The following is a 21,530-nucleotide window of genomic DNA, read 5'->3' as shown; positions in this document are numbered from 1 at the left end:
ATCGAATCAGGGCGAGGGGGTCGCGACGGGCGGCGAGCCCCCAGGCGACGGTGCCGTGGTGCGTGCCGCGACGATGAAGTCGTCGACGTTGCGCAGGTGCGCGCGGATGCTGCGCTCGGCGGCGGTCGCCAGCGTGTCGGCATCCGCGTCCCCGGCGGCGATGACGATCGCATCGCCCTGCAGGCGGTGCCCCACCCAGCGCAGCCGGACGCGGTCCACCCGCTCGATGCCGGTTACGTGCGAGAGGGCGTGCTCGGCGCGGTCCACGAGTTCGGGCTCGACGCCGTCGAGGAGGCGCCGGCCGACGCTGCGGACGGTGCCCACCAGGAGCACGAAGATCGCCGCCGCGATCACGAGACCGACGATCGGGTCCGCCAGTGGGAAGCCGAGGAGCACGCCGATGCCGCCGACGACGACCGCGAGCGACGTGAAGCCGTCGGTGCGGGCGTGCACGCCGTCCGCCACCAGCGCTGCCGAGCCGATCCGCCGGCCGACGCGGATGCGGTAGATCGCGACGGCCTCGTTGCCCGTGAAACCGATCACGCCCGCCGCTATCACCCAGCCGAGGTTGTCGATCGGCTGCGGATGCAGCAGCCGGTCGATCGCCTGCCAGGCTGCGACGATCGCCGACAGCGCCACGACGAACACGATGAACAGGCCCGCGAGGTCTTCCGCCCGTCCGAAGCCATAGGTGTAGCGGCGGGATGCTGCACGCCGGCCGAGCACGAACGCGATCCACAGCGGCACCGCCGTCAGCGCGTCGGACAGGTTGTGGACGGTGTCGGCGAGCAGCGCGACCGAGCCGCTGAAGAACACCACGATGGCCTGCAGGACGGTGGTCGCCAGCAGGATGACGAGGCTGATCTTCAGCGCACGGATGCCCGCGGAGTTCGCCTCCATCGCATCGTCGATCGAATCCGCCGCGTCGTGCGAGTGCGGCACGAACACCTCGTGGAGGAATCCGCGCAGCCCGCCCGGGTGGGAGTGGCCATGGTCCTCGTGGGAGTGCTCGTGCGGATGTCGGTGCTCGTGCGGCCCGGAGTCCGTGCCGTGCGTGGTGCGCGCGGTCATCAGCCGGCCCTGTCGGCGTGGTGATGGCGGGGCGTCCCGCCCAGCGAGTGCTCGGCCTGGTGGATCGCGTCGGCGACGAGCTGCGACGCGTGCTCGTTCTCGAGCCGATAGAACACCCGCTGCCCGTCCTGGCGGGTCGACACGATCCGTGCGAGGCGGAGCTTCGCGAGGTGCTGCGAGACGGCGGCCGGCGACTTGTCCACGATGTCGGCGAGATGGTTTACCGAGAGCTCTCCGCCGTCCTGCAGAGCCAGGACGATCCGCACGCGCGTCGCATCGGCGAGCATGGCGAAAACCTCGACCGCCAGTTCCACGAACGGGCTGTCGACGGCGTATCCGCATCCCTGCTTATCTGCACTCATACGCAGATATGCTAGCGCTCGACGTCGGGGGTGGGCGACAGAATGAGGGGATGCCCATCCTTCCGACCGAGCGCGATCCGCGGTTCATCACCGTCCGGAGAGGCGGCAGCCTCACCGACCAGGACCACCGGCTGCTCGCCGAGTGGGCCGCCGTCTGCGCGGAGCATGTCCTGCCGCTCTTCGAGGCAGAACGTCCCGCCGACCGACGGGTGCGCGACGCGATCGAGCTCGGGCGGGCCTGGATCCGCGGCGAGGTGCCGATGCGCGAGGCGCATCAACGGGCGTTCGTCGCCAACGCCGCGGGCAAGGGTCTCCCCGATCCGGCGAGGTTCGCGGCGCTGACCGCCGGGCAGTCGGTGGCGGTGGCCCACGTCGCCGCCCACGAGCTCGGCGCGGCGGCCTACGCGATCAGGGCCGTGGCAGCATCCGTCCCGCCGGTCGAGGCGAATGCGGCGCGGCTGGCAGAACGAGACTGGCAGCGCGCTCAGCTGCCGGCCGCGATCCGCGAGCTGGTGCTCGACGACCAGCGTCTCCGCAGCCCGATCTGCTGGAACGTCTTCGACGACTGACCCTCAGCCGCACCGCGACTAGGCATCCACGGCGAGACCGAGGCAACCGGCAGCTCGGCTCGACGGGATTCCTCGGTCGCGGCGAAACCGGCGGCCTCGCGCGCCGCAGAACGTCCGCAGCAGTGTCAGCCGCGGGTGCGCCGCCGGTCGCGGGAAGGGATGAAGGCGAACCGGCGCGGGCGCCGCCCCGATGCCTGCCCCGCGTTCGGCAGCACGATCGGCTGCGTGACGATCGCATCGACGACCATCGAGCCGTCGGTCGGACCGATGACGGCGATGGGCGTGGTGGGCGTGGCGACCATCGGGGTGATCGGGGCCGACGCCAGCTGGCGGTGCGCGTGGATGTATGCGGGGACGAGTACGACGACGGCTCCGAGCCAGGCGAGCGGGTTGCTGGCCGCGACGCCGAGGAAGCCGAAGATGCCGCCGAGCACGACCGCCGCGCCGACCCGCATGAACAGCTCGATCACGCCGGTCACCGTGGGGATGAGCGTGTGGCCGAGACCCTGCAGTGCGCCGCGCAGGACGAACAGGATGCCGAGGATCCAGTAGCTCGCCCCGTTGATGGCGAGCATCTGCGCGGCGAGGTCGACGACCTCGCTCTCCTCCTGGCCGACGAACAGCTGCACCAGGGCGGCGCCGAAGGCGATGAGGAGGGCGCCGAGCACGATCGCGGCAGCCACCGAGATCCAGGTCGCCTGGGTGACGCCGCGACGGATGCGGTCGGGCCGACCGCCACCGTGGTTCTGCGCGACGAACATCGACACGGCGAGGCCGAGCGACTGCAGAAGGGCGACGGCGAGCCCGTCGACGCGGGACGCCGCGGTGTAGGCCGCCACCGCGTCGGCGCCGAGCTCGTTGAGGGCGACCTGCACCGACAGCGTCCCGATCGCGATGATCGAGGCCTGGAAGCCCATGGGCAGACCGAGACGCAGGTGCTCGGCGAGCTCGGCACGGCTGACCCGCCAGTCGTCGCGACGGACGTGGAGCACCGGCATCCGTCGACGGACGAACTCGAGGCACAGCAGCACCGAGATGGCCTGCGAGACGACGGTGGCGACGGCGGCGCCGCCGACACCCCAGCCGAACGTGCCCACCATCAGGATCACCAGCACGACATTGAGACCGCAGGCGAGTGCGAGGAAGACGAGCGGCGTGCGGGAGTCCCCGATGGCGCGGATGATCGCCGAGAGGTAGTTGAAGAACATCATCGCGCCGGCGCCCAGGAAGCTGATCTGGGCGAAGACGACCGCATCGTCCATAAGCTCGGGCGGCGTCTGCAGCAGTACGAGCAGCGGCCCTGCCAGGAGGGGCGCGCCGACGGTGAGCAGCAGCGTGCACGCGCCGGTGAGGATGGTGCCCGTCGCCACCGACCGGCGCACGGCCGTGTAGTCGCGGGCGCCGAAAGCCTGCGCCGTGGGGATCGCGAAGCCCGACGTCAAGCCCCACGCGAACCCCAGGAGCAGGAACAGCATGCTGCCCGTCGCGCCGACCGCGGCGAGCGCGTCGACTCCGAGATGGCGGCCCACGACGATCGCATCGACGAACTGGTACAGCTGCTGGACGACGTTGCCGATGAGCAGCGGGACGGCGAACACGACGATGACGCGCCAAGGGCGGCCCGTCGTCAGGGCGGTGGTCATGAGGGCGGCTCTCGAAGGAGAAGGCGAGGAGAGGGAAGGATGCCGCACCAGCAGGCGACGCGCGGATGCCTGGGCGACAGTCGACCAGTGTATCGAATCGATTCGGGAAGTCACCAGCATCCGACGAGGAAAATTCGTCGCGACCCGCTTCTGTCGTCGTCTATGTGCGCGGGTCTATGGCGTGCTCGTCGGGCCGGCGACCGGAGCGGCCGGAGAGCGCTGCGTGCACATCGTGGCGGCGGCCCGCGGCGGCCGCACGCCGAGCCCACACCGAACGGCGTCGATCGGGCAGGCCCGTGACGAGCACCCCGCCGACGAGCAGCACACCCCCGCCGACCTCGGCGGGCGTGGGCGTCTGCCCGAGCAGGAGTGCGGCCGACACCATCGCGACGACCGGCGCCAGCAGCACCCACGGCACGACGGCCGCCGAAGGGTTGCGCGCCAGCAGGCTGTTCCAGATCGAGTACCCGACGATCGTGCACAGCACCGCGGTGTAGAGCGTCGACAGCAGCGACTGCCAGCCGAACGAGCCGATGCCGGCCGCGACCGCCGCCGGCCCCTCGACCAGGAGCGACAGCGCGAGCGCCGGCACCGGCACGACGAGCGCCGACCACACGGTGAGTGACAGCGAGCCGAGCCGTCCCGGTGCGCTCACCACCCCTGCCCGGCGCGAGATGACGTTGCCGATCGCCCACGAGAACGCCGCGGCGAGCGCCAGCGCTACGGCGAGGGCCGGCGCGTCGCCGCCGCGACCGGCCGCGACGATCGCGAGCCCGATGACGCCGACGCCGACGCCCACGCTCTGCGGGATCGTCGGGCGTTCGCGGAGAGACACGGCGGCGATGAGGATCGTGAACACCGCCTGCGCCTGCAGCACCAGCGCCGCGAGCCCCGGCTGCAGCCCCAGCGCCATCGAGGTGTACAGCAGTCCGAACTGCCCGAGGCTCATGAAGAGGCCGACGCCGATCACCGTCCGCCAGGATGCTCGGGGGCGCGGGACCACGACGACGGCGAGCGCGACCACCAGGAAGCGGATCGCGACGAACAGCAGAGGCGGGACGCCCGCCATGCCCCAGTCGATCACGACGAAGTTGAAACCCCAGAAGGCTGCCACCGCGGCCGCCAGCACCATGTCGCGTCTCTTCACGCCTTCCACCTCAGCGGGTCGCAGGATGAAGGACAAGCGATGCTTTTGCCATGAAACTGTGTAGCGTTGCTTCATGATCGATCTGGAAGCGGTGCTGTCCCTTCGGGCGGTCGCCACACAGGGCAGCGTGGTCGCAGCGGCGACGAGCCTCGGCTACACGCCGTCCGCCGTGTCGCAGCAGGTCAAGCGCCTCGAGCGGGAGACCGGCATCACCCTGCTCGAGCGCGCGGGCCGCGGGGTCATCCTCACCGAGGCGGGCACACGGCTCGTGGTCGCGTCGACGCCGATCCTCGCCGACCTCGAGCGCCTGCGCGCCGATCTCCAGCTCACGGCCGGGGCCGACGACCGGGTCGTGGGCGAGATCAGGCTCGCCGCCTTCTCGACCGTCGTGCGCGGCCTCGTCATCCCGGTGCTCAGCGAGCTGGCCGTGCGCCACCCCGACCTCTCCCTGCCCCTGCGCGAGAGCGAGCCCTGGGAGACCATCGCGATCGTCGCATCGGGCCAGCGCGACCTCGGAATCGTGCATCGCTGGGGCGGGGTCGCCCTGGCGATGCCCGACCACCTCGTCGCGACGCCGCTGTTCACGGATGTCGCCGACGTCATCGTCCATCGCGACCACCCGCTCGCCGATCGCGAGTCCCTCCGCCCGGAAGAGCTCGCGGGCGAGCACTGGGTCGCGACGTTCGAGGCGACCATCTGCCGCCAGTGGCTTCGGCGGCTCTTCGACGGCGTCCCCAACGCACCGCGCATCGTGCACGAGTCGATGGAGTTCCAGAATCACCTGGAACTGGCCCGCGCGGGCCGCGCGGTTGCGCTGGTGCCGCGCCTCGGCCGAGGCGACCTCGGCGCGGACCTCGTCGCGATCCCGACCGTCGCGCCGGCCTCGACGCGCGATGTGCTCGCGGTGCACCGTCGTTCACAGGAGGATTCGCCCGCGCTGCGCACCGCGCTCGACGCGTTCGTGGAGCACGCGCGCACGATGTGACCCTGTCGGCGGTGCTCGGCTGGGCGCTCTTCCTGCCGTTCGCGCTGCACGTCACCCTGTCGCACTCCTACCTGCCGCGACACCTCGGCACCGCCAGTGGTGTCACGCTCGGCATGGCCACCGCGCTGGGCGGGCTGCTCACCCCGCTCCTCGGCGTGCTGGCCGACGGCGCGAGCCCGCAGGCCGTGTTCGCGGCACTGGCCGGCGTCATCGCCGCGGCAGTTCCTCTGCTCCCTGTTCCTCCGTGAACGCTCCGACCTGCCGGCCGAGCGCTCCACGCTCGTCATGGCCGATATGTCGGACGACGAGGCGGTGGCGGATGCCGCGGCCGCGGCATCCGTCGACGAAAGCGTGCGCGCGCAGCGACCGTGACTCCTGCGCCTCATCGCCGGGGTGGAAGGCGCGGCCTCAGTCCGAGTCGGGGAGGCTGCGCATGGCTCGAAGTGGGGGCGAGAGGACCGCGATGAGCGCGGCGACCGCGAAGACGACCATCACGGCGACGAGCGTCCACTGATCACCGACGAGGCCGACCGCCGCACCGCCCGCCAGGGCGCCGAGCGCCGCTGCCGTCCGGTTGGCCGAGCGGATGTTCGCGTTCACGCGTCCGAGCAGCGCGTCGGGTGTCACCACCTGCCGGAGGCCCATCTCGTTCGCGTTCTCGACGCCGGCCGCGAGCCCGTGGACCGCGAGCGCTATATAGAGGAGTACGGGCCCCGCCGACAGCCACGCCGCCGCCGCGACCAGCAGCCAGGCGATCGGATAGGCCGCGCGCGCGACGATGATGGCCGGTCCGGTGCCGAGCCACGACCCGAATCTCGCCGCGAAGGTGGCGCCGAGCAGAGCCGCCGATCCCGAGACCGCCAGCAGCAGTCCGAAGGTGAACGCGGTGAAGCCGAGTGACCGCAGCGCCAGCAGCGAGAGCACCGTGAACGCGATGCCGTTCGCGAAGAACCACACGTGCGTCGACACCGCGAGCGGGCCGAGTGTCCGGTGCGCGTACGCCCAGCGCAGCCCCTCACGGATCTCACGGAGGAGATTGCGCTCGGGGCGGCGCTCGCGAGGCTCGTCCACGCGGATGCTCGCGTTCAGCAGCGCATCGACGAGGTAGCTGACCGCGTCGACGAGGAGGGCGACCGGCGCGCCGAGCAGCCCGACGAGCCCGCCGCCCAGCGCCGGACCCACCGTCTGGGCGGCGGCATCCGTCTGATCCAGGCGCGCGTTCGCCAGCACCAGCCGCGAGCGCGGCACCAGCCGGGGAAGGAACGACTGCGTCGCCGCGAACCCGAAGACCGAGAACGAGCCGAACAGCAGCAGGAGCACCACGAGCATCCAGATCTCGAGCACGCCGGTCAGCCAGAGCACCGGGATCGCGCCGAGCGACACCGCGCGGCCGATGCTGGACCACACGAGGATCGGCTTGCGTCGCCAGCGATCCGTGTACGCGCCGGCGATCAGCCCGAGAACGGCGTACGGCACGAACTGGGCCGCGTTGACGATGCCTACCTGCGCCGGCGTCGCCGCGAGCAGCTGCACCACGAGCACCGGCATCGCGACGGCCGAGACGGCGGTGCCGAAGGAGCTGATCGCGGCCGCCGCCCAGTACCGGGCGAACGAAGATCGGGGGACGGGGTCGGGCGCGCCCCGATCCTCGGCCGGCACGCTCACGACGCCGCGCCGCGCGTCGTCATCCCATCCACGACGTGCGACCGAAGCGCTCCCACCGTTCGACGACGCGGGGAGCGGCATCCGTACCGGGCTCATAGACCGCGCGCCCCTCGATGAACACGCGCTGCACGCGCGAGTCGACGGCGAGCGGGTCCCCCGACCACACGACGACGTCTCCGTCGCGGCCGGGCTCGAGTGCACCGACCCGTTCGTTCAGGCGGAGGATGTCGGCCGGGTTGGTCGTCAGCGCCTCCAGCGCCGTCTCGGCGGGGAGGCCGTCGCGGACCGCCAGGATCGCCTGCAGCCGGATCTGGTCGATGGGGACCACGGGGTGGTCGGTCGTGATGGCGACCTTGACGCCTGCTTCGGCGATGAGGGCGAGGTTGCCGATGGCGCGGTCGCGCAGCTCCACCTTGGAGCGCGACGTCAGCAGCGGTCCGAAGATCACCGGGATCTGCTTCTCGGCGAGGACGTCTGCGATCTTGTGTGCCTCGGTGCCGTGGTTGACGATCAGGCGGTAGCCGAACTCCTCCGACAGCCGGATCGCCGTCGCGATGTCGTCGTGACGGTGGCAGTGCTGATCCCAGAGCAGATCGCCTGCGAGCACCGCGGCGAGCGTCTCCTTGCCGAGGTCTCGCTCGAACGGCTCGTCCTTGTCGGCGGCCGAGGTGCGCTTGTCGGCGTAGTTCTGCGCGGCGACGAACGCGTCGCGCAGAACGGAAGCCACACCCAGCCGCGTCGAGGGGGTCTGCTTGCGGTCACCGTACACGCGCTTCGGGTTCTCACCGAGCGCCGACTTCACCGACACGTCGGTGGCGAGGACCTGCTCATCGACGGTGCGACCGCCCCACGTCTTGATGGCGACCGTGCGGCCGCCGATGGGGTTGCCCGACCCCGGCTTGATGACCGCCGTCGTCACGCCGCCGCGCAGCGCGTCGCGGAAGCCGACCTCCTCGATGTCGATGCCGTCGAGAGCGCGGAACCGCGCCCCGTTCGGGTCGGTCATCTCGTTCGTGTCGTTGCCCGACCATCCCTCGCCGTCCTCGTGGACGCCGAGGTGACCGTGGGACTCCACGAAACCGGGGACGACCCAGCTGCCCGTGGCGTCGATCACTTCGGCGCCGTCCGGCACCGCCGTGTCGGCCCCGCCGACGGCGGTGATGACCCCGTCGGTGACGACGACGGTGCCGTCCGGAATGGGGTCGGAGCTGACGGGGACGACGTAGCCGCCGGTCACGGCGAGGATTCGAGCCATGCTCTCCAACCTACGCCGGACCGTCGGGCCACGATCGCCGCGGTGGCCTCAGGACCGGTCGCCGGCGCCCTGGCGCGGGGCGCTGCTGCGTCCGGCTGCCGAGCCGCTCAGTTCGGCGTCGAGCGACTCCTGCGCGTACCGCATGTTCTCGGCGTACTCGGGCTGCTGCAGGCGCCGCCACATGACGTCGTCGGGCACCGTCTCGACCTGCTGGGTCACCCACCAGATGTTGCCGAGCGGGTCTTTGACCCGTCCGCCGCGCTGTCCGAAGGCGTTGTCGCCGAGTTCCGTCACGACCGCCGCGCCCCGCTCGATGGCGCGACCGAAGGCTGCGTCCGCATCCGGAACCCACACGCGGAGCAGGCTCGGCATCGCGGGCCACTCCGGCCGGCGATCGAAGGCCAGCACGACGGTGTCGCCGACACGGATCTCCGCGTGCCCGATGAGCCCGTCCTCGGTCTGGACGCGCGAGCTCCTCACCGTCGAACGCGTAGGCGATGAAGTCGAGAAGGGCGCCGGTGTCGTCGGTGACGACCCACGGGGCGACCGAGGTGTAGCCGGCGGGAGTGGCGGGGTCGGAGATGGCCATGATGGCTCCTTTCGTCGTTGTCCGACGGTAGGCGCCCACCAGGACGGATGCTGTCCGCAATCCGCCGCGCGCACGATCACGTCCCGAGCGGCGGCCCGTCCAGCACGGTGGGCACGTACTCGAGCAGCTGACTGCGCTGGTCGAACGTGCGGGCCTCGACGAGGTCGAGGCGGACGTCGGGGTAGCGGTCGAAGATCCGCTCCTGGCCGGTCGCGCCGGTGATCACCGGGAACACGACCACGCGGTAACGGTCCACCAGGCCGGCCTGGAGGAGTGAACGGCAGAGCGAGACGCTGCCGAGCGTGCGCAGCGGCCGATCGGACTCCTCCTTCAGCCGCCGCACGAAGTCGATCGCGTCCTCGCGCACCAGCACCGAGTTCTCCCAGGCGAGCGGCTCCTCGAGCGTCGAAGAGAAGACGTACTTCAGCACGCCGTTGAGCACATCGGTGCCCTCCTCGCCGCCGGCGGTGAGCTCCGACATCACGCGGTACGTCGTCGCTCCCATCAGTATCGGATGGTCCTGCTCCGGCAGCTGCTCCAGCCAGCCGAGATACTCGGGGCCCTCGAGCCCCCACCATCCCGGCCACCCTTCCGCGGCGCCGTATCCGTCGAGCGACATGATGAAGTCGACCGTCAAGGTCTGCATCTGAGCCTCCTGCGCGTTCCGCTTCCCGCGCGGTCGCGCGGGACTACTTCTCGGGTGGATGCCTCGGGCACGAGGGTAATCGCGGGCCGGACGTGGCGGAACCCCGGTCGCGGACGATCAGAGGATCGTGGTGAGCGTTCCGCCGTCGGCCCGCAGCGCCGCGCCGTTCGTCGCCGAGGAGCGAGGGCTCGCCAGGTAGGCCACGAGATCCGCGAGCTCGCTGGGTTCGATGAATCGCTGGAGCAGCGACGTCCGATTGCCTTCGGCGATCGCGCCCTTGAGGTCCTCGGGCGGCATGTTCTGAGCCCGGGCGATCTGCGTCACGGCCTGTGCGACGCCGTCCGAGTACGTCGGTCCACCGAGGACCGTGTTCACCGTGACACCGGAGCCCCGCGTGAGCTTGGCGAGCCCGTTGCCCAGCGCGAGCATGGCGGCCTTGGTGGCGCCGTAGTGGATCATGTCGCCCGGGACGTTCACCCCCGACTCGCTGGAGACGAACACGACACGACCCCAACCGGTCTGGAGCATGCGCCCCAGCAGGTGCCGCGACAGACGGACGCCGCTCATCACGTTGACGTCGAAGTAACGGTGCCAATCGTCATCGGTGATGTCGGTGAACTCCTTGACCTCGAACACCCCGACGTTGTTGATGAGGATGTCCACGTCTTCGAGGGCGCCGAGCAAGCGACGAACTTGGTCGGGATCCGCGAAGTCGGCGGTGATCCCCGTGACCTCTGCGCCGGGCACCGAGGCGCGCAACGCATCGACCGCGGAATCGACGCGTCCGTCCGTGCGCCCGTTGACGATCACCGAGGCGCCCTCGCGCAGGAGCGTCTCCGCGATCGCGTACCCGATTCCCTGCGTCGATCCGCTCACGAACGCCCGCTTGCCCGTCAGATTCAGTTCCATGACACCCTTCCCCACGCGCCCTGCGTGAGACTTTGACTTGCTCAGTCAAGTGAATCGTACGTCCATTGAGTTTCCTGAGCAAGTGAATACGGTCGCCGGCGGTTACAGTGTGGGCATGACGCAAACCGGTGTGCCCGAAGAGCTGACTCGTGAGGAGCTCGATACCTGGGCCGCCCTGGCCACGGTCCTCGAGTGGTTGCCGGCGACGCTCGACGCCCAACTCCAGCGCGACGCCCAGTTGACGCACTTCGAGTACGGCGTGCTGTACGCACTCGCCGACGCCCCCGGCGGGACCCTGCGCATGAGCGTGCTCTCGGGCTATGCGAACAGCTCCCTCTCGCGACTGTCGCGCGCTGCCACGCGACTCGAGTCCAGAGGGTGGATGCGCCGCGAGCCGGACCCCGCAGATGGCCGCTTCACGCTGGCGGTCCTCACCGCCCCCGGCCGGCAGAAGGTCGACGACGCGACGCCGGGGCATACCCGACTCGTGCGCCGATTGGTCTTCGATCGCCTCACGAGCGCGCAGCAGCGGCAGCTGAGAGACATCTCGCGTCGCATCGCGCGTGGGATCCGGTCGGAGGAAGGCTGGGCGCCTGCCTCTGCAGGCACATCGTCTGCCTAGGAGCGCTGTCCCTGCAGGTCGACCTCGGTGGTCGGGTGCTACGCGAGCATCTGGCGCAGCACGTCCGGGTCGCCCGCGTCGAGCGCCTGCGCGATCACCTCGGCCTCAGCCGGATCGGGGAACAGGCCGGACAGCCCGTTCGAGAAGATCGCCCGCATCCCGTCGAGGTCGCCGGCGTGGGCCGTAGCGCTCATCGCCTCCACGGCGGGGTTCCTGTGGAGAACCTAGCGGGACTGGATCCCCGGCCTTGGTCGCTGCGGCTCGATCACGATGGCTGCTACCCGAAGTCGCCTGGCGCCATGTCGGTGAAGCGGGAGAAGTGTCCCTGGAACGCGACGGTGATCGTGTCGGTCGGGCCGTTGCGGTGCTTGGCGACGATGAGGTCGGCTTCGCCCGCGCGCGGCGAGTCCTTCTCGTACGCGGCCTCGCGATGCAGGAGCACGACCATGTCGGCGTCCTGCTCGATCGAGCCCGACTCACGCAGGTCGGACAGCGCCGGCTTCTTGTCGGCACGCTGCTCCGCACCACGGTTCAGCTGCGAGAGGGCGATGACGGGCACGCCGAGCTCCTTCGCGAGGAGCTTGAGCGCTCGCGAGAACTCCGAGACCTCCTGCTGACGCGACTCGACGCGCTTGCCCGAGGTCATGAGCTGCAGGTAGTCGATGACGACCAGCTTCAGGCCCGCGCGCTGCTTGAGCCGCCGGCACTTCGCGCGGATCTCGACGAGCGTCATGTTGGGGCTGTCGTCGATGTAGAGAGGGGCGTCGTTGATGCGGCCACGCGTCGCGGCGACGGTGGTCCAGTCGCGCGAGTCGAGCGTGCCCTTTCGCATGGACTGCAGCGGGATCGCGCCCTCGGCGCTGAGCAGGCGCATCGCGATCTCGCTGCGCCCCATCTCGAGCGAGAAGAAGATGGTGGGCATGTCGTGCTTGACGGCCGCCGACCGTGCGAAGTCGAGCGCGAGCGTCGACTTACCCATCGCGGGTCGCGCCGCGATGATGATCATCTGACCCGGGTGCAGGCCGTTCGTGAGGGAGTCCAGTCCCGAGAAGCCGGTCGGGATGCCGGTCATCTGACCGTCGCGACCTCGCGCGGCCTCGATCTCTTCCACCGCGGCATCCACCGCGATGGTGAGCGGCACGTAATCCTCGGCCGCCTCGGCGCCCGTCACCGAGTAGATCTCGGCCTGCGCGTTGTTGACCAGGTCGAGCGCCTCTCCCTGACCCGAGTACCCCATCTGGACGATGCGGGTGCCGGCGTCGACCAGGCGGCGCAGCAGCGCCCGCTCGGAGACGATCGACGCGTAGTAGCCGGCGTTGGCGGCCGTCGGCACGATCGACGTCAGCGTGTGCAGGTAGTCCGCGCCGCCGGCGCGCTGCAGCTCGCCGGTCTTGATGAGCTCGTCGGTGACCGCGACGACGTCGGTCGGCTCGCCGTGCGAGTAGAGGGTGAGGATCGCCTCGAAGATGAGCTCGTGCTTCGGCACGTAGAAGTCGGTGCCGCGGAGCGTCTCGATGACGTCGGCGACGGCATCCTTCGACAGCAGCATGCCGCCGAGCGCACTCTGCTCGGCGAGGAGGTCGTGCGGGGGAGTGCGCTCGAAGTCGCGGGGACCCCCCATGCGCTCATCGGAGATGTCGGCGATCGACATAGGCTGCGAGTCCTCCTTATCGTTCGTTCACATCGTCCGAGTTGTCACGGCGCGGGCCGGTGCGGCTCGCCGGGCACGCCTCAGCGTGCACGAGCTGATTGCGGGATGCCCGCAGCATCCCGCTTTCCCGCCGAACCCCCGTGTGCGATCCCCTGCTGCTGTCACGCCGTTGTGTCCAGCACGGAGGCGCGCGCCACGAGTGGGCCGCACCCCACGCTAAGGACGGCCTCCGACACGCGCAACGCGACCTGTGGATAACTCTGTGGAGAGGCTGCGTGAAACGCCGACGCGCCTGTGAACAACCACTGTGGAGAACTCACTGCTTTTCGAGCAGAATCGCCGCAGAAACCGCTCCTGACCTGCCGATGCCTTTTCCACAGCCTGTGGAGGGGGATGTGATTGAAGTCGGGGTTGAAGGTTGGGGTGTGCATCGTGCCCTGTGCACAATCCCGGGGACACAGACACGCCGTGCGCGCACGCGTGCGCGCGAGGAGCACCGATCGGATTCGCTGCGAGAGGGGTATGGACACGGCGATCGCCCAGGCGGTATCGTCGCAAGTCCAGGCACCCCTACGCACGATCCGTCCGGAACGTGCGGCTCTTTCGTCGTGGGAGGTGAACGTGGAGATCGCAACCTCGCAGCTGCCGAGGATCGTGCGGCTGGCCCTCATCGGGGTCGCAACCGCGTTCGCCTGGATCGTCGTCTCGCTGGTCCTCGGCCTCGGCCTCGGACAGGCGCACGCCGACGAGACCGAAGACGGAGGACTTCTCGGGGGTGCTCTCGGTGCCGTGACCTCGCTGGTCGACACGACCGCGACCACCGTCACCACTACCGTCTCCACAGTGACGACGGGCGTCACCGGCGCCGTCAACACGGTGGTCGCCGCCGCTCCGGCGCCGGTCCAGCAGCCGGTCAGCCAGGTGGTCCAGACGGTCGGCACCGTCGTCACGAACGTCACTCACCCGGTCTCCGACGTCGTCTCCGGCGGCGTCGTGAGCGGCATCACCCAGCCCGTGGTCGACCTCGTGACCGAGGTTCCAATCGTGGGCGGGATCGTCACCGGCACCGGCCTCGACGACGCGGTGAACGACCTTGGCGGCACCGTCGACGAGACGCTGACCGGCGTCGTCGGCGCGGTCGACGAGACCGGCGCCACGGTCGGACTCCCGCCCGTCGGCGGCACCGGCGAGGTGCCCGCACTTCCCGGAATCCCTGCGATTCCGGGCCTTCCGTCGTCGTCGGGTGGACTGACGGCGGACGACGCGCTCGCCGCTTCCACCGTCCCGACGGATGCCGCGGCCGCTCTCTTCTCGACGACCGCCGGCTCGATCGGCAAGTGGGCGGCGGCATTTGTGTCGCACGCCACCGCTGCCGCCTCGGTCGTCGTCTCGTCCGCCGCGCTCGCCGTGAGCGGACCCCTCAGCTCTGCAGGCGGACTCTGTCTGCCCACTGCCTCCGCGGGACCCGGTGGTGCGGGTCCCGGTGCCTGGGCGCTCGCTGCCCTCCTTCCTCTTGCCGCACACCGTGCCTGGGTGCGTCGAGCAGGTCCGGAGGACGAGCACGCGCCGCCGGCGCCCGTCGGCTCCACCGACGTCTCCCCCGACTGATCGGTCCCCGGCCGCCTTGCTCATCCGAGCGCGGGCGGCACAGGAACCAGCGCGCCCTCACGCGCTGAGCAGCGCCTCTCCGTGCGCTGCGAACCGATCAATCCACAAAGGGGAACACCATGCGTACTTTCTACAAGCGCGCCCTCTTGGGCACGCTCCTCGCCGGCGGCATCACGCTGCTGGGCGCGACGGTCGCCAATGCGGCCGAGACGACGGGCGATGACGGGCTGCTCTCGGGCAGCCAGGCGATCATCGACGTCAACCTTCCGATCGATATCAGCGGCACGTCGCTCTCGGTGCTCGGCGACTCGTCGAGCAGCGGCGCGACCACCGCGGCGCCGGCTCCGGCTCCGGCTCCGGCTCCGGCCGAGGCGACGACCAGTGGCTCCGACGGCATCGGCTCGGGCACGCAGGGCCTCGTGTCGGTGAACGTGCCGATCACGGTCTCGGGCAACGCGATCTCGGTGGTCGGCGACTCCTCGTCGACGGATGCCGCGACCTCCGCGCCGGCTCCTGCCACCGCCCCGGCGGCACCGGCCGACACCTCGGGCCAGGACGGCCTGCTGTCCGGAACCCAGGGGATCGCCTCGATCGCGGCGCCGGTGACGGTCTCGGGCAATGCGATCTCGGTCGTCGGCGACAGCACGAGCGAGGACGCCACCACGGCGTCCGCGAGCTCGGGCGCCGGCGCGGGGGCCGATGCCCGGACGGACGGCGAGGACTCGATCCTCGGCGGCAGCCAGGTGGTCGCTCCCGTGGCCGCGCCGGTCACCGTCAGCGGCAACGCGATCTCCCTCATCGGAGACAGCGAGTCCACCGACGCCACCACGACCGCCGGCACAGGCACGCCGTCAGCCGGTTCGATGGGCACCACGGGCGGCGAGGACTCGATCCTCGGCGGCACCCAGGTGCTCGCACCCGTCGCCGCCCCGGTCACCGCGGTCGGCAACGCGATTTCGCTGATCGGCGACAGCTCGAGCGAGGGTGCCGCCACGGCACCGTCGACCGGCTCGACCGGCAACGGCGCGAACGGCACCACCGACGGCACGGACGGCACCCTCGGCGGTACGCAGGTGCTCGCACCCGTCACCGCCCCGATCACCGCCGTCGGCAACGCCGTCTCGGTCATCGGGGACAGCGCGTCGACGGATGCCGCGACCACGGCACCGTCCACCGGCAGCACCACCGGCGGCACCAGCGGCACCACCGACGGCACGGACGGCATCCTCGGCGGTACGCAGGTGCTCGCACCGATCGCCGTGCCGGTCACGGTCGTCGGCAATGCGATCTCGGGCATCGGCGACAGCACCTCGACGGGTGCGGCCGCAGCGCCGGGCACCGGCACCGATGGGACCACCGGCACCACCGGCGGCCCGGGCTCGATCCTCGGCGGCACGCAGGTGCTGGCGCCGATCTCGCTGCCCATCACCATCGGCGGCAATGCCATCTCGGTGATCGGCGACAGCACCACGGTCGACGCCGTGGTGCCGACGGACCCGACCGATCCGACCGACCCGACGGACCCGACCGACCCGACGGACCCGACGGACCCGACCGACCCGACGGACCCGACCGACCCGACGGACCCGACCGACCCGACCGACCCGACGAACCCCACCAACCCGGGGGACGACGGGACGCCCGGTGACGGCGGCTCGGCCACCGTCACCGGTTCGGCGGCGGCGTCCGGTGAGGCCACCCAGCTCGCCACGACAGGAGGAGCGGGCGCGATGCCGTTCCTGCTGCTGGGGCTCTCGCTGCTCGCAGCGGGTGCCATCGCGCGCGTGTCGCGGCGGCGCTCCGCGTGAGTCGACGGGGCAAGTCGACGTTCCCCAGGCGCCCCTCGCCCCGACTCGCGTGAGAGCACAGCGGGAGGGCCGTCCCCAGCGGCCCTCCCGCCCTCGAACCGCCCCCGATCGCGATGGCCGGGACCTGCCTGGACCCGCCTCGCGATCGGGGGTGCATCATCCATCTCCGTCTGCGCCGTCCGACCATGCCTGGAGCGGGCGACGCAGCGGAGATGCCAGGAGCGGATGCCGCGAACCGGGGGGCTCGCGGCATCCGCTTCGTCATGCCCTCGAGCGCGGACCGGGTGCCGCCGTCCTCGTTGCGCGCCCCCCGCGGGATCGCCAGAGTAGGGGGGTGCCCCTCCCCGACTCCTACTGCCTCACACCCATCGGATCCGACCGGCTCGACGACGTCCTCCGCCTGGATGTCTGGGCGTTCCCCACCGAGCGCTCCATCGATACGCTGCGCGAGGTGCCGAGTCCGCTGAGCTGGCACCGCACGTACGGCGTCGCACAGGTCGGCGACGACGAGCTGCTCGCCGGATTCCACGGGGCTTACCCGCTGCGCGCCTACCCCGTTCCCGGCGCCGAGGTGGCGTGCGGCTGGCTGACGTGGGTCGGCGTGCACCCGGGCCACCGTCGTCGCGGCATCCTGCGCGGGATGATCGAGCACCACTTCCGGGTCTGCCTTGCGAACGGCGAGGCGATCTCTGGCCTGATGGCGGCGGAGACACCCATCTACGGCCGCTTCGGCTACGGCATGGCGTCGACGCAGCTGAGCCTGACGATCCCCCGCGGCGCCGCCCTCCGCCCGGTGCTCGGTGCGGCCGCGCTCGACGTCGCCCTCGAGGAGTGGGATGCGGAGGCCCACGGCGACCTCGTCGCCGCGGTCCATCGCGACTACGCGCGCCTGCCCGAAGGTCTGGGGCGGCCGGGCTGGGCGACACGCGAGACACCGGAGCAGCGCACGGCGCGCGAGGCCGACCCCGCTGCGCTCCGCGGCGGCAAGGAGTCGCTCCGGCTGCTGCTCGTGCGCGATGAGACCGACACCGCGCTCGCCTACGCGACCTTCCGTCGCACGACGTCGTGGGAGCGCGCCGGCGCGGAGGGCACGGTGCACGTGCGTGAGGCCGTCGCGCTGACCGCGGCCGCCGCACACCGCATGTGGTCAGTGCTGCTCGACCTCGACCTGACGTCTCGGGTGCAGATCTCGAACCTGCCCGTCGACGACCCGATCGTGTCACTGCTCGTCGACATCCGGCCCGCACTGCCCGATTACCAGGACAATTCGTGGCTGCGCATCGTCGACCTGCCGGCCGCGCTCGCGCAGCGGCGGTACGCGGGCGACGTCGACGTGGTGCTGGAGGTGACCGACGCGATGCTGCCCGCCAACGCCGGTCGCTGGCGCGTGCGCGCCGAGGCGTGGGGGCACGCGGAGATCACGCCGACCGGCGACGACGCCGACCTGGCACTCGACATCCGCGAACTCGGCGCCGCGCATCTCGGTGCGATCTCGCTGTCATCGCTCGCCCAGTCGGGACTCGTAGAGGTGCGCTCACCGGCGGCCCTTCGCGCGGCATCCGCAGCGTGGTCGTGGCCGGTGGCCGCCGGCGCGAACTGGATCTTCTGAGCCGGCCCGCAGCGCCGGAGACGACGGATGCCGCGAACGCGGTGCTCGTGAAGAGCACCGGTTCGCGGCATCCGTTTCGCCGTATCCCGGGGGACTACTTGGCGGCGACCACCTGCAGGGTGATCACGGCGGTGAGGTCGTCACGGAGGCGGATCGTCGCCTCGTGCTCGCCCACCGACTTGATCGGGGAGGTGATGTGGATCTTGCGCTTGTCGAGGTCACCGAGGCCGGCGGCCTTGACCGCGGCGGCGACGTCGACCGTCTTGACCGCGCCGAACAGGCGACCCTCGGCGCCGGCCTTGACCGACAGCTTGACCTTGTTGGTCTCGAGGGCGTTCTTGAGCGCCACGGCCTCTTCGTGGTCGTGGATCGCGCGGGACTCGCGGGCGGCGCGGATCGACGCCACCTGCTTCTCGCCGCCACGGGTCCAGGCCACAGCGAAGCCCTGGGGGATGAGGTAGTTGCGGGCGAACCCGTTCTTGACCTCGACAACGTCTCCGGCGCTTCCGAGCCCGGCGACCTCATTCGTGAGAATCAGCTTTGCCATTGGGTGCTCCTTAGCGGCCAGCGCCGGCGTAGGGCAGGAGCGCCATTTCGCGCGCGTTCTTGATCGCCTTGGCGATCAGACGCTGCTCCTGCACCGAGACACCGGTGATACGACGGGCGCGGATCTTGCCACGCTCCGAGATGAACTTGCGAAGAGTCGCGACGTCCTTGTAGTCGATGAGACCGACACGGATCGCCTTCGCGGGGGCCGCGTTCTTCGCGCCCTTCCGCGGCTTCCGGCGGTCGCCGGTTGCCTTTCCAGCCATGGTGGTTCCTTTACGTTTTCTTGATCGGATGCCTCTTCACGGGGCATCCGGAATCTGCCTGTGAGATCAGAACGGGGTGTCGTCGCCGTAGGCGCCGGGGGCTGCCCAGGCGTCGCCACCGCCGGCGTTCGACGAACCGGGCGTGGACCACGGCTCATCGGCGACCTGCGCCGGACGCGACTGACCGCCACCGCCGCCGAAGCTGCCGCCGGCACCGCCGGAGCCGCCCGCAGCGCGGGTGACCTGTGCGGTGGCGTAGCGCAGCGACGGGCCGATCTCGTCGACCTCGAGCTCGATCGCGGTGCGGTTGTTGCCCTCGCGGTCCTGGTAGCTGCGCTGCTTGAGGCGGCCGGTCGCGATGACCCGCATGCCCTTCGTCAGCGAGCCGGCCACGTGCTCGGCGAACTCGCGCCACACGCTCGCGCGGAGGAACAGCGCTTCGCCGTCCTTCCACTCGTTCGCCTGACGGTCGAAGTTGCGCGGCGTCGACGCGATCGTGAAGTTCGCGACGGGGAGGCCGTTCTGCGTGTAGCGCAGTTCGGGATCAGCCGTGAGGTTTCCCACGACGGTGATGATCGTCTCGCCGGCCATCAGCCTTATGCCTTCGCAGCCTTGGCGGTCTTGCGAGCGGCGCGCTCGTCGGCACGCTGCTTCTCCGACGCGATCATCGCGATGGCCTCTTCGGCACGCAGCACCTTGGTGCGCATGATCTGCTCGTTGAGGTTGAGCTGACGGTCGAGTTCCTGGGTGGTCGCGGCGGTCGCCGTGAAGTTGACGACGGCGTAGATGCCCTCGTTCTTCTTCTGGATCTCGTAGGCGAGACGGCGCTTGCCCCAGATGTCGATGTTCTCGATGGTGCCGCCGTCGGTCGTGATGACCTTCAGGAACTTGTCGAGGTTGGCGCCGACCTGGCGCTCATCGATCTCGGGGTTCAGGATGACCATGAGTTCGTACTGGTGCGTCACTAACCCACCTCCTTCGGACTAGAACGGCTGCCGGGCATTTCCCGACAGCAGGAGGGTGTGTGTGCACGTCATCCGACTTCCCGCGCATAGAACGCGTGCGGACAACCCTCCTATGGTACCGGATCGCCGACCAGACGCCGAACCCGCCCCGATCGGCGGTCGCGCAGGGGGTTGCTGCCGTCGAGACCGGGAATTCGCGGCGAGACCCGGGGCGATGGCCCCCTGTCTTGGCGGAAAGCCCTCGGTTCGGTGAGCTCGAGGGGCCGGGGGCGACCCCAGCGGTCAGCGGAAGGCGTCGAGGCCGGTGAGGTGCTGACCGAGGATGAGGGTGTGCACTTCGTCGGTGCCCTCGTAGGTGCGGACGGACTCGAGGTTCGCGGCATGCCGGATCGGGGAGTGCTCGAGCAGCACCCCGTCGCCGCCGAGGATCGTCCGCGCCTCGCGGGCGATCGCGACCGCCTCGCGCACGTTGTTGAGCTTGCCGAGCGAGATCTGCGTCGGCGTGAGGGTGCCGGCATCCTTCGCGCGTCCGATCTGCAGCGCCAGCAGCGCGCCCTTCTGCAGTTCGACCACCATGTCGACGAGCTTGCGCTGCGTCAGCTGGAATCCGGCGATGGGCCGGCCGAACTGCTCGCGCCGCAAGGCGTGGCGGAGGGCCGCCTCAAAGCTGTCGCGGGCCGCCCCGAGCGCGCCCCACACGATCCCGTACCGCGCTTCGTTGAGCGCCGAGAACGGCCCGCGGAGCCCGCGCGCCCCGGGAAGGAGAGCGGATGCCGGCAGCCTCACGTCGTCGAAGTTCAGCTCGGTCTGCACCGAGGCCCGCATCGAGCCCTTCGGCTCGAGCACCGCCACCTCGAAGCCCGGTGCGCCGGTCGGGACCAGGAAGCCGCGGACCCCCTCGTCGGTCTGCGCCCAGACGACCGCGAGCTGTGCGATCGAGGCGAGGCCGATCCAGCGCTTCGCTCCCGAGAGCACCCAGTCGCCGCCGTCCCGGCGCGCGAACGTCTTCATGCTCGACGGGTCCGACCCGGCGGTCGGCTCGGTGAGCGCGAAGCTGCCGATCGCCTCGCCGGCCGCCATGCGCGGCAGCCACTCGCGCTTCTGCTCCTCGCTGCCCCAGCGGTGGATCGAGCCCATCGCGAGCGATCCCTGCACCGAGACGAACGTGCGGATGCCCGAGTCGCCCGCCTCGAGCTCGAGCGCGGCCAGGCCGTACTCGACCGCGCTGCGGCCGGGGCATCCGTGACCGTCGAGGGTCATGCCGAGGACGCCGAGCCGCCCGAGGGCAGGGGCCAGCTCCACGGGGAAGTGACCCCGGTCGAACCAGTCCGCGATGTGCGGGCGGATCTCCGCGTCGACGAAGCCGCGCACGCGGTCACGGACGGCGCGCTCGTCCACAGTGAGGAGCGCGTCGATGCCGAGCACATCGGACGCCGCGCGCAGCGCGTCGAGATCGTCGGGGTCCCGGCGGGCATCGGTCATGGCTCCTCCTCGCGTCGTGATTCGATCTTGCCCGACGCCGTTTCGCACCGCTCCTCGCTCGCAGGCCGCCGAGGCGATATGTTCACGGAAACCTCGGCGTCCGTGCGGTTGCGGACGTCCGCGCCCAGCCCG

The 21,530-nt window shown here is 70.7% G+C and carries 23 protein-coding genes; 7 read left to right on the top strand and 16 right to left on the bottom strand.

All coding sequences use genetic code 11. The annotated features are described in order from the left end of the window. Positions 1-6: 6 nt before the first annotated feature. Positions 7-1,071, bottom strand: coding sequence for a cation diffusion facilitator family transporter (locus Q9R08_RS03270; RefSeq protein WP_308866391.1), 1,065 nt, complete (start codon positions 1,069-1,071; stop codon positions 7-9). Further along, a complete protein-coding gene (locus Q9R08_RS03265; protein WP_308866389.1) occupies positions 1,071-1,433 on the bottom strand; it encodes an ArsR/SmtB family transcription factor in 363 nt (120 codons plus the stop codon). Before Q9R08_RS03265 ends, Q9R08_RS03270 begins: the two co-directional genes overlap by 1 nt. Positions 1,434-1,483: 50 nt before the next feature. Between Q9R08_RS03265 and Q9R08_RS03260 the strand changes: the two genes are divergently transcribed. Further along, entirely contained in the window at positions 1,484-2,002 is a 519-nt protein-coding gene (locus Q9R08_RS03260; RefSeq protein WP_308866388.1) for a putative immunity protein, read from the top strand. Positions 2,003-2,127: 125 nt separating this feature from the next. Here the strand turns inward: Q9R08_RS03260 and Q9R08_RS03255 are convergent, their stop codons facing one another. Both Q9R08_RS03255 and Q9R08_RS03250 read right to left on the bottom strand, forming a co-directional pair. Continuing rightward, complete coding sequence (locus Q9R08_RS03255; RefSeq protein ID WP_308866387.1) at positions 2,128-3,645, bottom strand: MATE family efflux transporter; 1,518 nt, start codon at positions 3,643-3,645, stop codon at positions 2,128-2,130. 160 nt (positions 3,646-3,805) lie between these two features. After that, complete coding sequence (locus Q9R08_RS03250; RefSeq protein ID WP_308866386.1) at positions 3,806-4,792, bottom strand: EamA family transporter; 987 nt, start codon at positions 4,790-4,792, stop codon at positions 3,806-3,808. A gap of 73 nt (positions 4,793-4,865) precedes the next feature. On the opposite strand from Q9R08_RS03250, the gene Q9R08_RS03245 reads away from it, so the two are divergent. Continuing rightward, positions 4,866-5,777, top strand: coding sequence for a LysR family transcriptional regulator (locus Q9R08_RS03245; protein WP_308866385.1), 912 nt, complete (start codon positions 4,866-4,868; stop codon positions 5,775-5,777). Then, positions 5,774-6,025 carry a hypothetical protein gene (locus Q9R08_RS03240; protein ID WP_308866384.1) on the top strand — a complete coding sequence of 84 codons (252 nt, stop codon included), beginning with the start codon at positions 5,774-5,776 and terminating at the stop codon, positions 6,023-6,025. The genes Q9R08_RS03245 and Q9R08_RS03240 overlap by 4 nt, the downstream gene beginning before the upstream one ends. A gap of 160 nt (positions 6,026-6,185) precedes the next feature. On the opposite strand, the gene Q9R08_RS03235 is transcribed toward Q9R08_RS03240, so the two are convergent. From Q9R08_RS03235 to Q9R08_RS03215, 5 genes are all read right to left on the bottom strand, one after another. Next, positions 6,186-7,442: an MFS transporter gene (locus tag Q9R08_RS03235; protein WP_308866383.1), complete on the bottom strand. Its 1,257-nt coding sequence runs from the start codon at positions 7,440-7,442 to the stop codon at positions 6,186-6,188. 19 nt (positions 7,443-7,461) lie between these two features. Continuing rightward, on the bottom strand, positions 7,462-8,697 hold the full coding sequence (locus tag Q9R08_RS03230) for an amidohydrolase (protein ID WP_308866382.1): 1,236 nt from the start codon (positions 8,695-8,697) through the stop codon (positions 7,462-7,464). 48 nt (positions 8,698-8,745) lie between these two features. Continuing rightward, positions 8,746-9,177 carry a VOC family protein gene (locus tag Q9R08_RS03225; RefSeq protein ID WP_308866381.1) on the bottom strand — a complete coding sequence of 144 codons (432 nt, stop codon included), beginning with the start codon at positions 9,175-9,177 and terminating at the stop codon, positions 8,746-8,748. Between the two features lie 185 nt (positions 9,178-9,362). After that, complete coding sequence (locus Q9R08_RS03220) at positions 9,363-9,932, bottom strand: dihydrofolate reductase family protein (RefSeq protein WP_308866380.1); 570 nt, start codon at positions 9,930-9,932, stop codon at positions 9,363-9,365. Between the two features lie 117 nt (positions 9,933-10,049). Next, positions 10,050-10,841: an SDR family NAD(P)-dependent oxidoreductase gene (locus tag Q9R08_RS03215; RefSeq protein ID WP_308866378.1), complete on the bottom strand. Its 792-nt coding sequence runs from the start codon at positions 10,839-10,841 to the stop codon at positions 10,050-10,052. Between the two features lie 115 nt (positions 10,842-10,956). Between Q9R08_RS03215 and Q9R08_RS03210 the strand changes: the two genes are divergently transcribed. Next, the gene (locus Q9R08_RS03210) at positions 10,957-11,463 is read left to right on the top strand and encodes a MarR family winged helix-turn-helix transcriptional regulator (RefSeq protein WP_308866377.1); all 507 of its coding nucleotides are present in this window, start codon (positions 10,957-10,959) and stop codon (positions 11,461-11,463) included. Between the two features lie 38 nt (positions 11,464-11,501). Here the strand turns inward: Q9R08_RS03210 and Q9R08_RS03205 are convergent, their stop codons facing one another. Beyond that, complete coding sequence (locus tag Q9R08_RS03205; protein WP_308866376.1) at positions 11,502-11,657, bottom strand: hypothetical protein; 156 nt, start codon at positions 11,655-11,657, stop codon at positions 11,502-11,504. A gap of 83 nt (positions 11,658-11,740) precedes the next feature. After that, the gene (gene dnaB, locus Q9R08_RS03200; protein WP_308866375.1) at positions 11,741-13,114 is read right to left on the bottom strand and encodes a replicative DNA helicase; all 1,374 of its coding nucleotides are present in this window, start codon (positions 13,112-13,114) and stop codon (positions 11,741-11,743) included. Between the two features lie 621 nt (positions 13,115-13,735). On the opposite strand from dnaB, the gene Q9R08_RS03195 reads away from it, so the two are divergent. The 3 genes from Q9R08_RS03195 to Q9R08_RS03185 all read left to right on the top strand — a co-directional run bounded on the left by Q9R08_RS03195 (position 13,736) and on the right by Q9R08_RS03185 (position 18,139). Next, the gene (locus Q9R08_RS03195; protein WP_308866374.1) at positions 13,736-14,722 is read left to right on the top strand and encodes a hypothetical protein; all 987 of its coding nucleotides are present in this window, start codon (positions 13,736-13,738) and stop codon (positions 14,720-14,722) included. 119 nt (positions 14,723-14,841) lie between these two features. After that, positions 14,842-16,530, top strand: coding sequence for a chaplin family protein (locus tag Q9R08_RS03190; protein WP_308866373.1), 1,689 nt, complete (start codon positions 14,842-14,844; stop codon positions 16,528-16,530). Between the two features lie 334 nt (positions 16,531-16,864). Continuing rightward, positions 16,865-18,139 carry a GNAT family N-acetyltransferase gene (locus Q9R08_RS03185; RefSeq protein ID WP_308866372.1) on the top strand — a complete coding sequence of 425 codons (1,275 nt, stop codon included), beginning with the start codon at positions 16,865-16,867 and terminating at the stop codon, positions 18,137-18,139. Between the two features lie 94 nt (positions 18,140-18,233). Here Q9R08_RS03185 and rplI read toward each other — a convergent pair whose 3' ends face one another. From rplI to Q9R08_RS03160, 5 genes are all read right to left on the bottom strand, one after another. Next, positions 18,234-18,686, bottom strand: a complete 453-nt coding sequence (gene rplI, locus Q9R08_RS03180; protein WP_308866371.1) for a 50S ribosomal protein L9 — start codon at positions 18,684-18,686, stop codon at positions 18,234-18,236. A gap of 10 nt (positions 18,687-18,696) precedes the next feature. Next, on the bottom strand, positions 18,697-18,951 hold the full coding sequence (gene rpsR, locus Q9R08_RS03175) for a 30S ribosomal protein S18 (RefSeq protein WP_045301896.1): 255 nt from the start codon (positions 18,949-18,951) through the stop codon (positions 18,697-18,699). A 66-nt stretch (positions 18,952-19,017) separates the two neighbouring features. Further along, on the bottom strand, positions 19,018-19,542 hold the full coding sequence (locus Q9R08_RS03170) for a single-stranded DNA-binding protein (protein ID WP_308866370.1): 525 nt from the start codon (positions 19,540-19,542) through the stop codon (positions 19,018-19,020). A gap of 5 nt (positions 19,543-19,547) precedes the next feature. After that, a complete protein-coding gene (gene rpsF / locus Q9R08_RS03165) occupies positions 19,548-19,916 on the bottom strand; it encodes a 30S ribosomal protein S6 (protein WP_308866369.1) in 369 nt (122 codons plus the stop codon). Positions 19,917-20,198: 282 nt separating this feature from the next. After that, positions 20,199-21,398 carry an acyl-CoA dehydrogenase family protein gene (locus tag Q9R08_RS03160; RefSeq protein WP_308866368.1) on the bottom strand — a complete coding sequence of 400 codons (1,200 nt, stop codon included), beginning with the start codon at positions 21,396-21,398 and terminating at the stop codon, positions 20,199-20,201. Positions 21,399-21,530 lie beyond the last annotated feature (132 nt).

The sequence above is a fragment of the Microbacterium psychrotolerans genome (assembly GCF_031085295.1).
GTDB classification, from domain to species: Bacteria; Actinomycetota; Actinomycetes; order Actinomycetales; family Microbacteriaceae; genus Microbacterium; species Microbacterium psychrotolerans.
The sequence above is the reverse complement of the archived record's forward strand: the minus strand, read 5'-3'. Positions and strand labels throughout refer to the sequence as shown.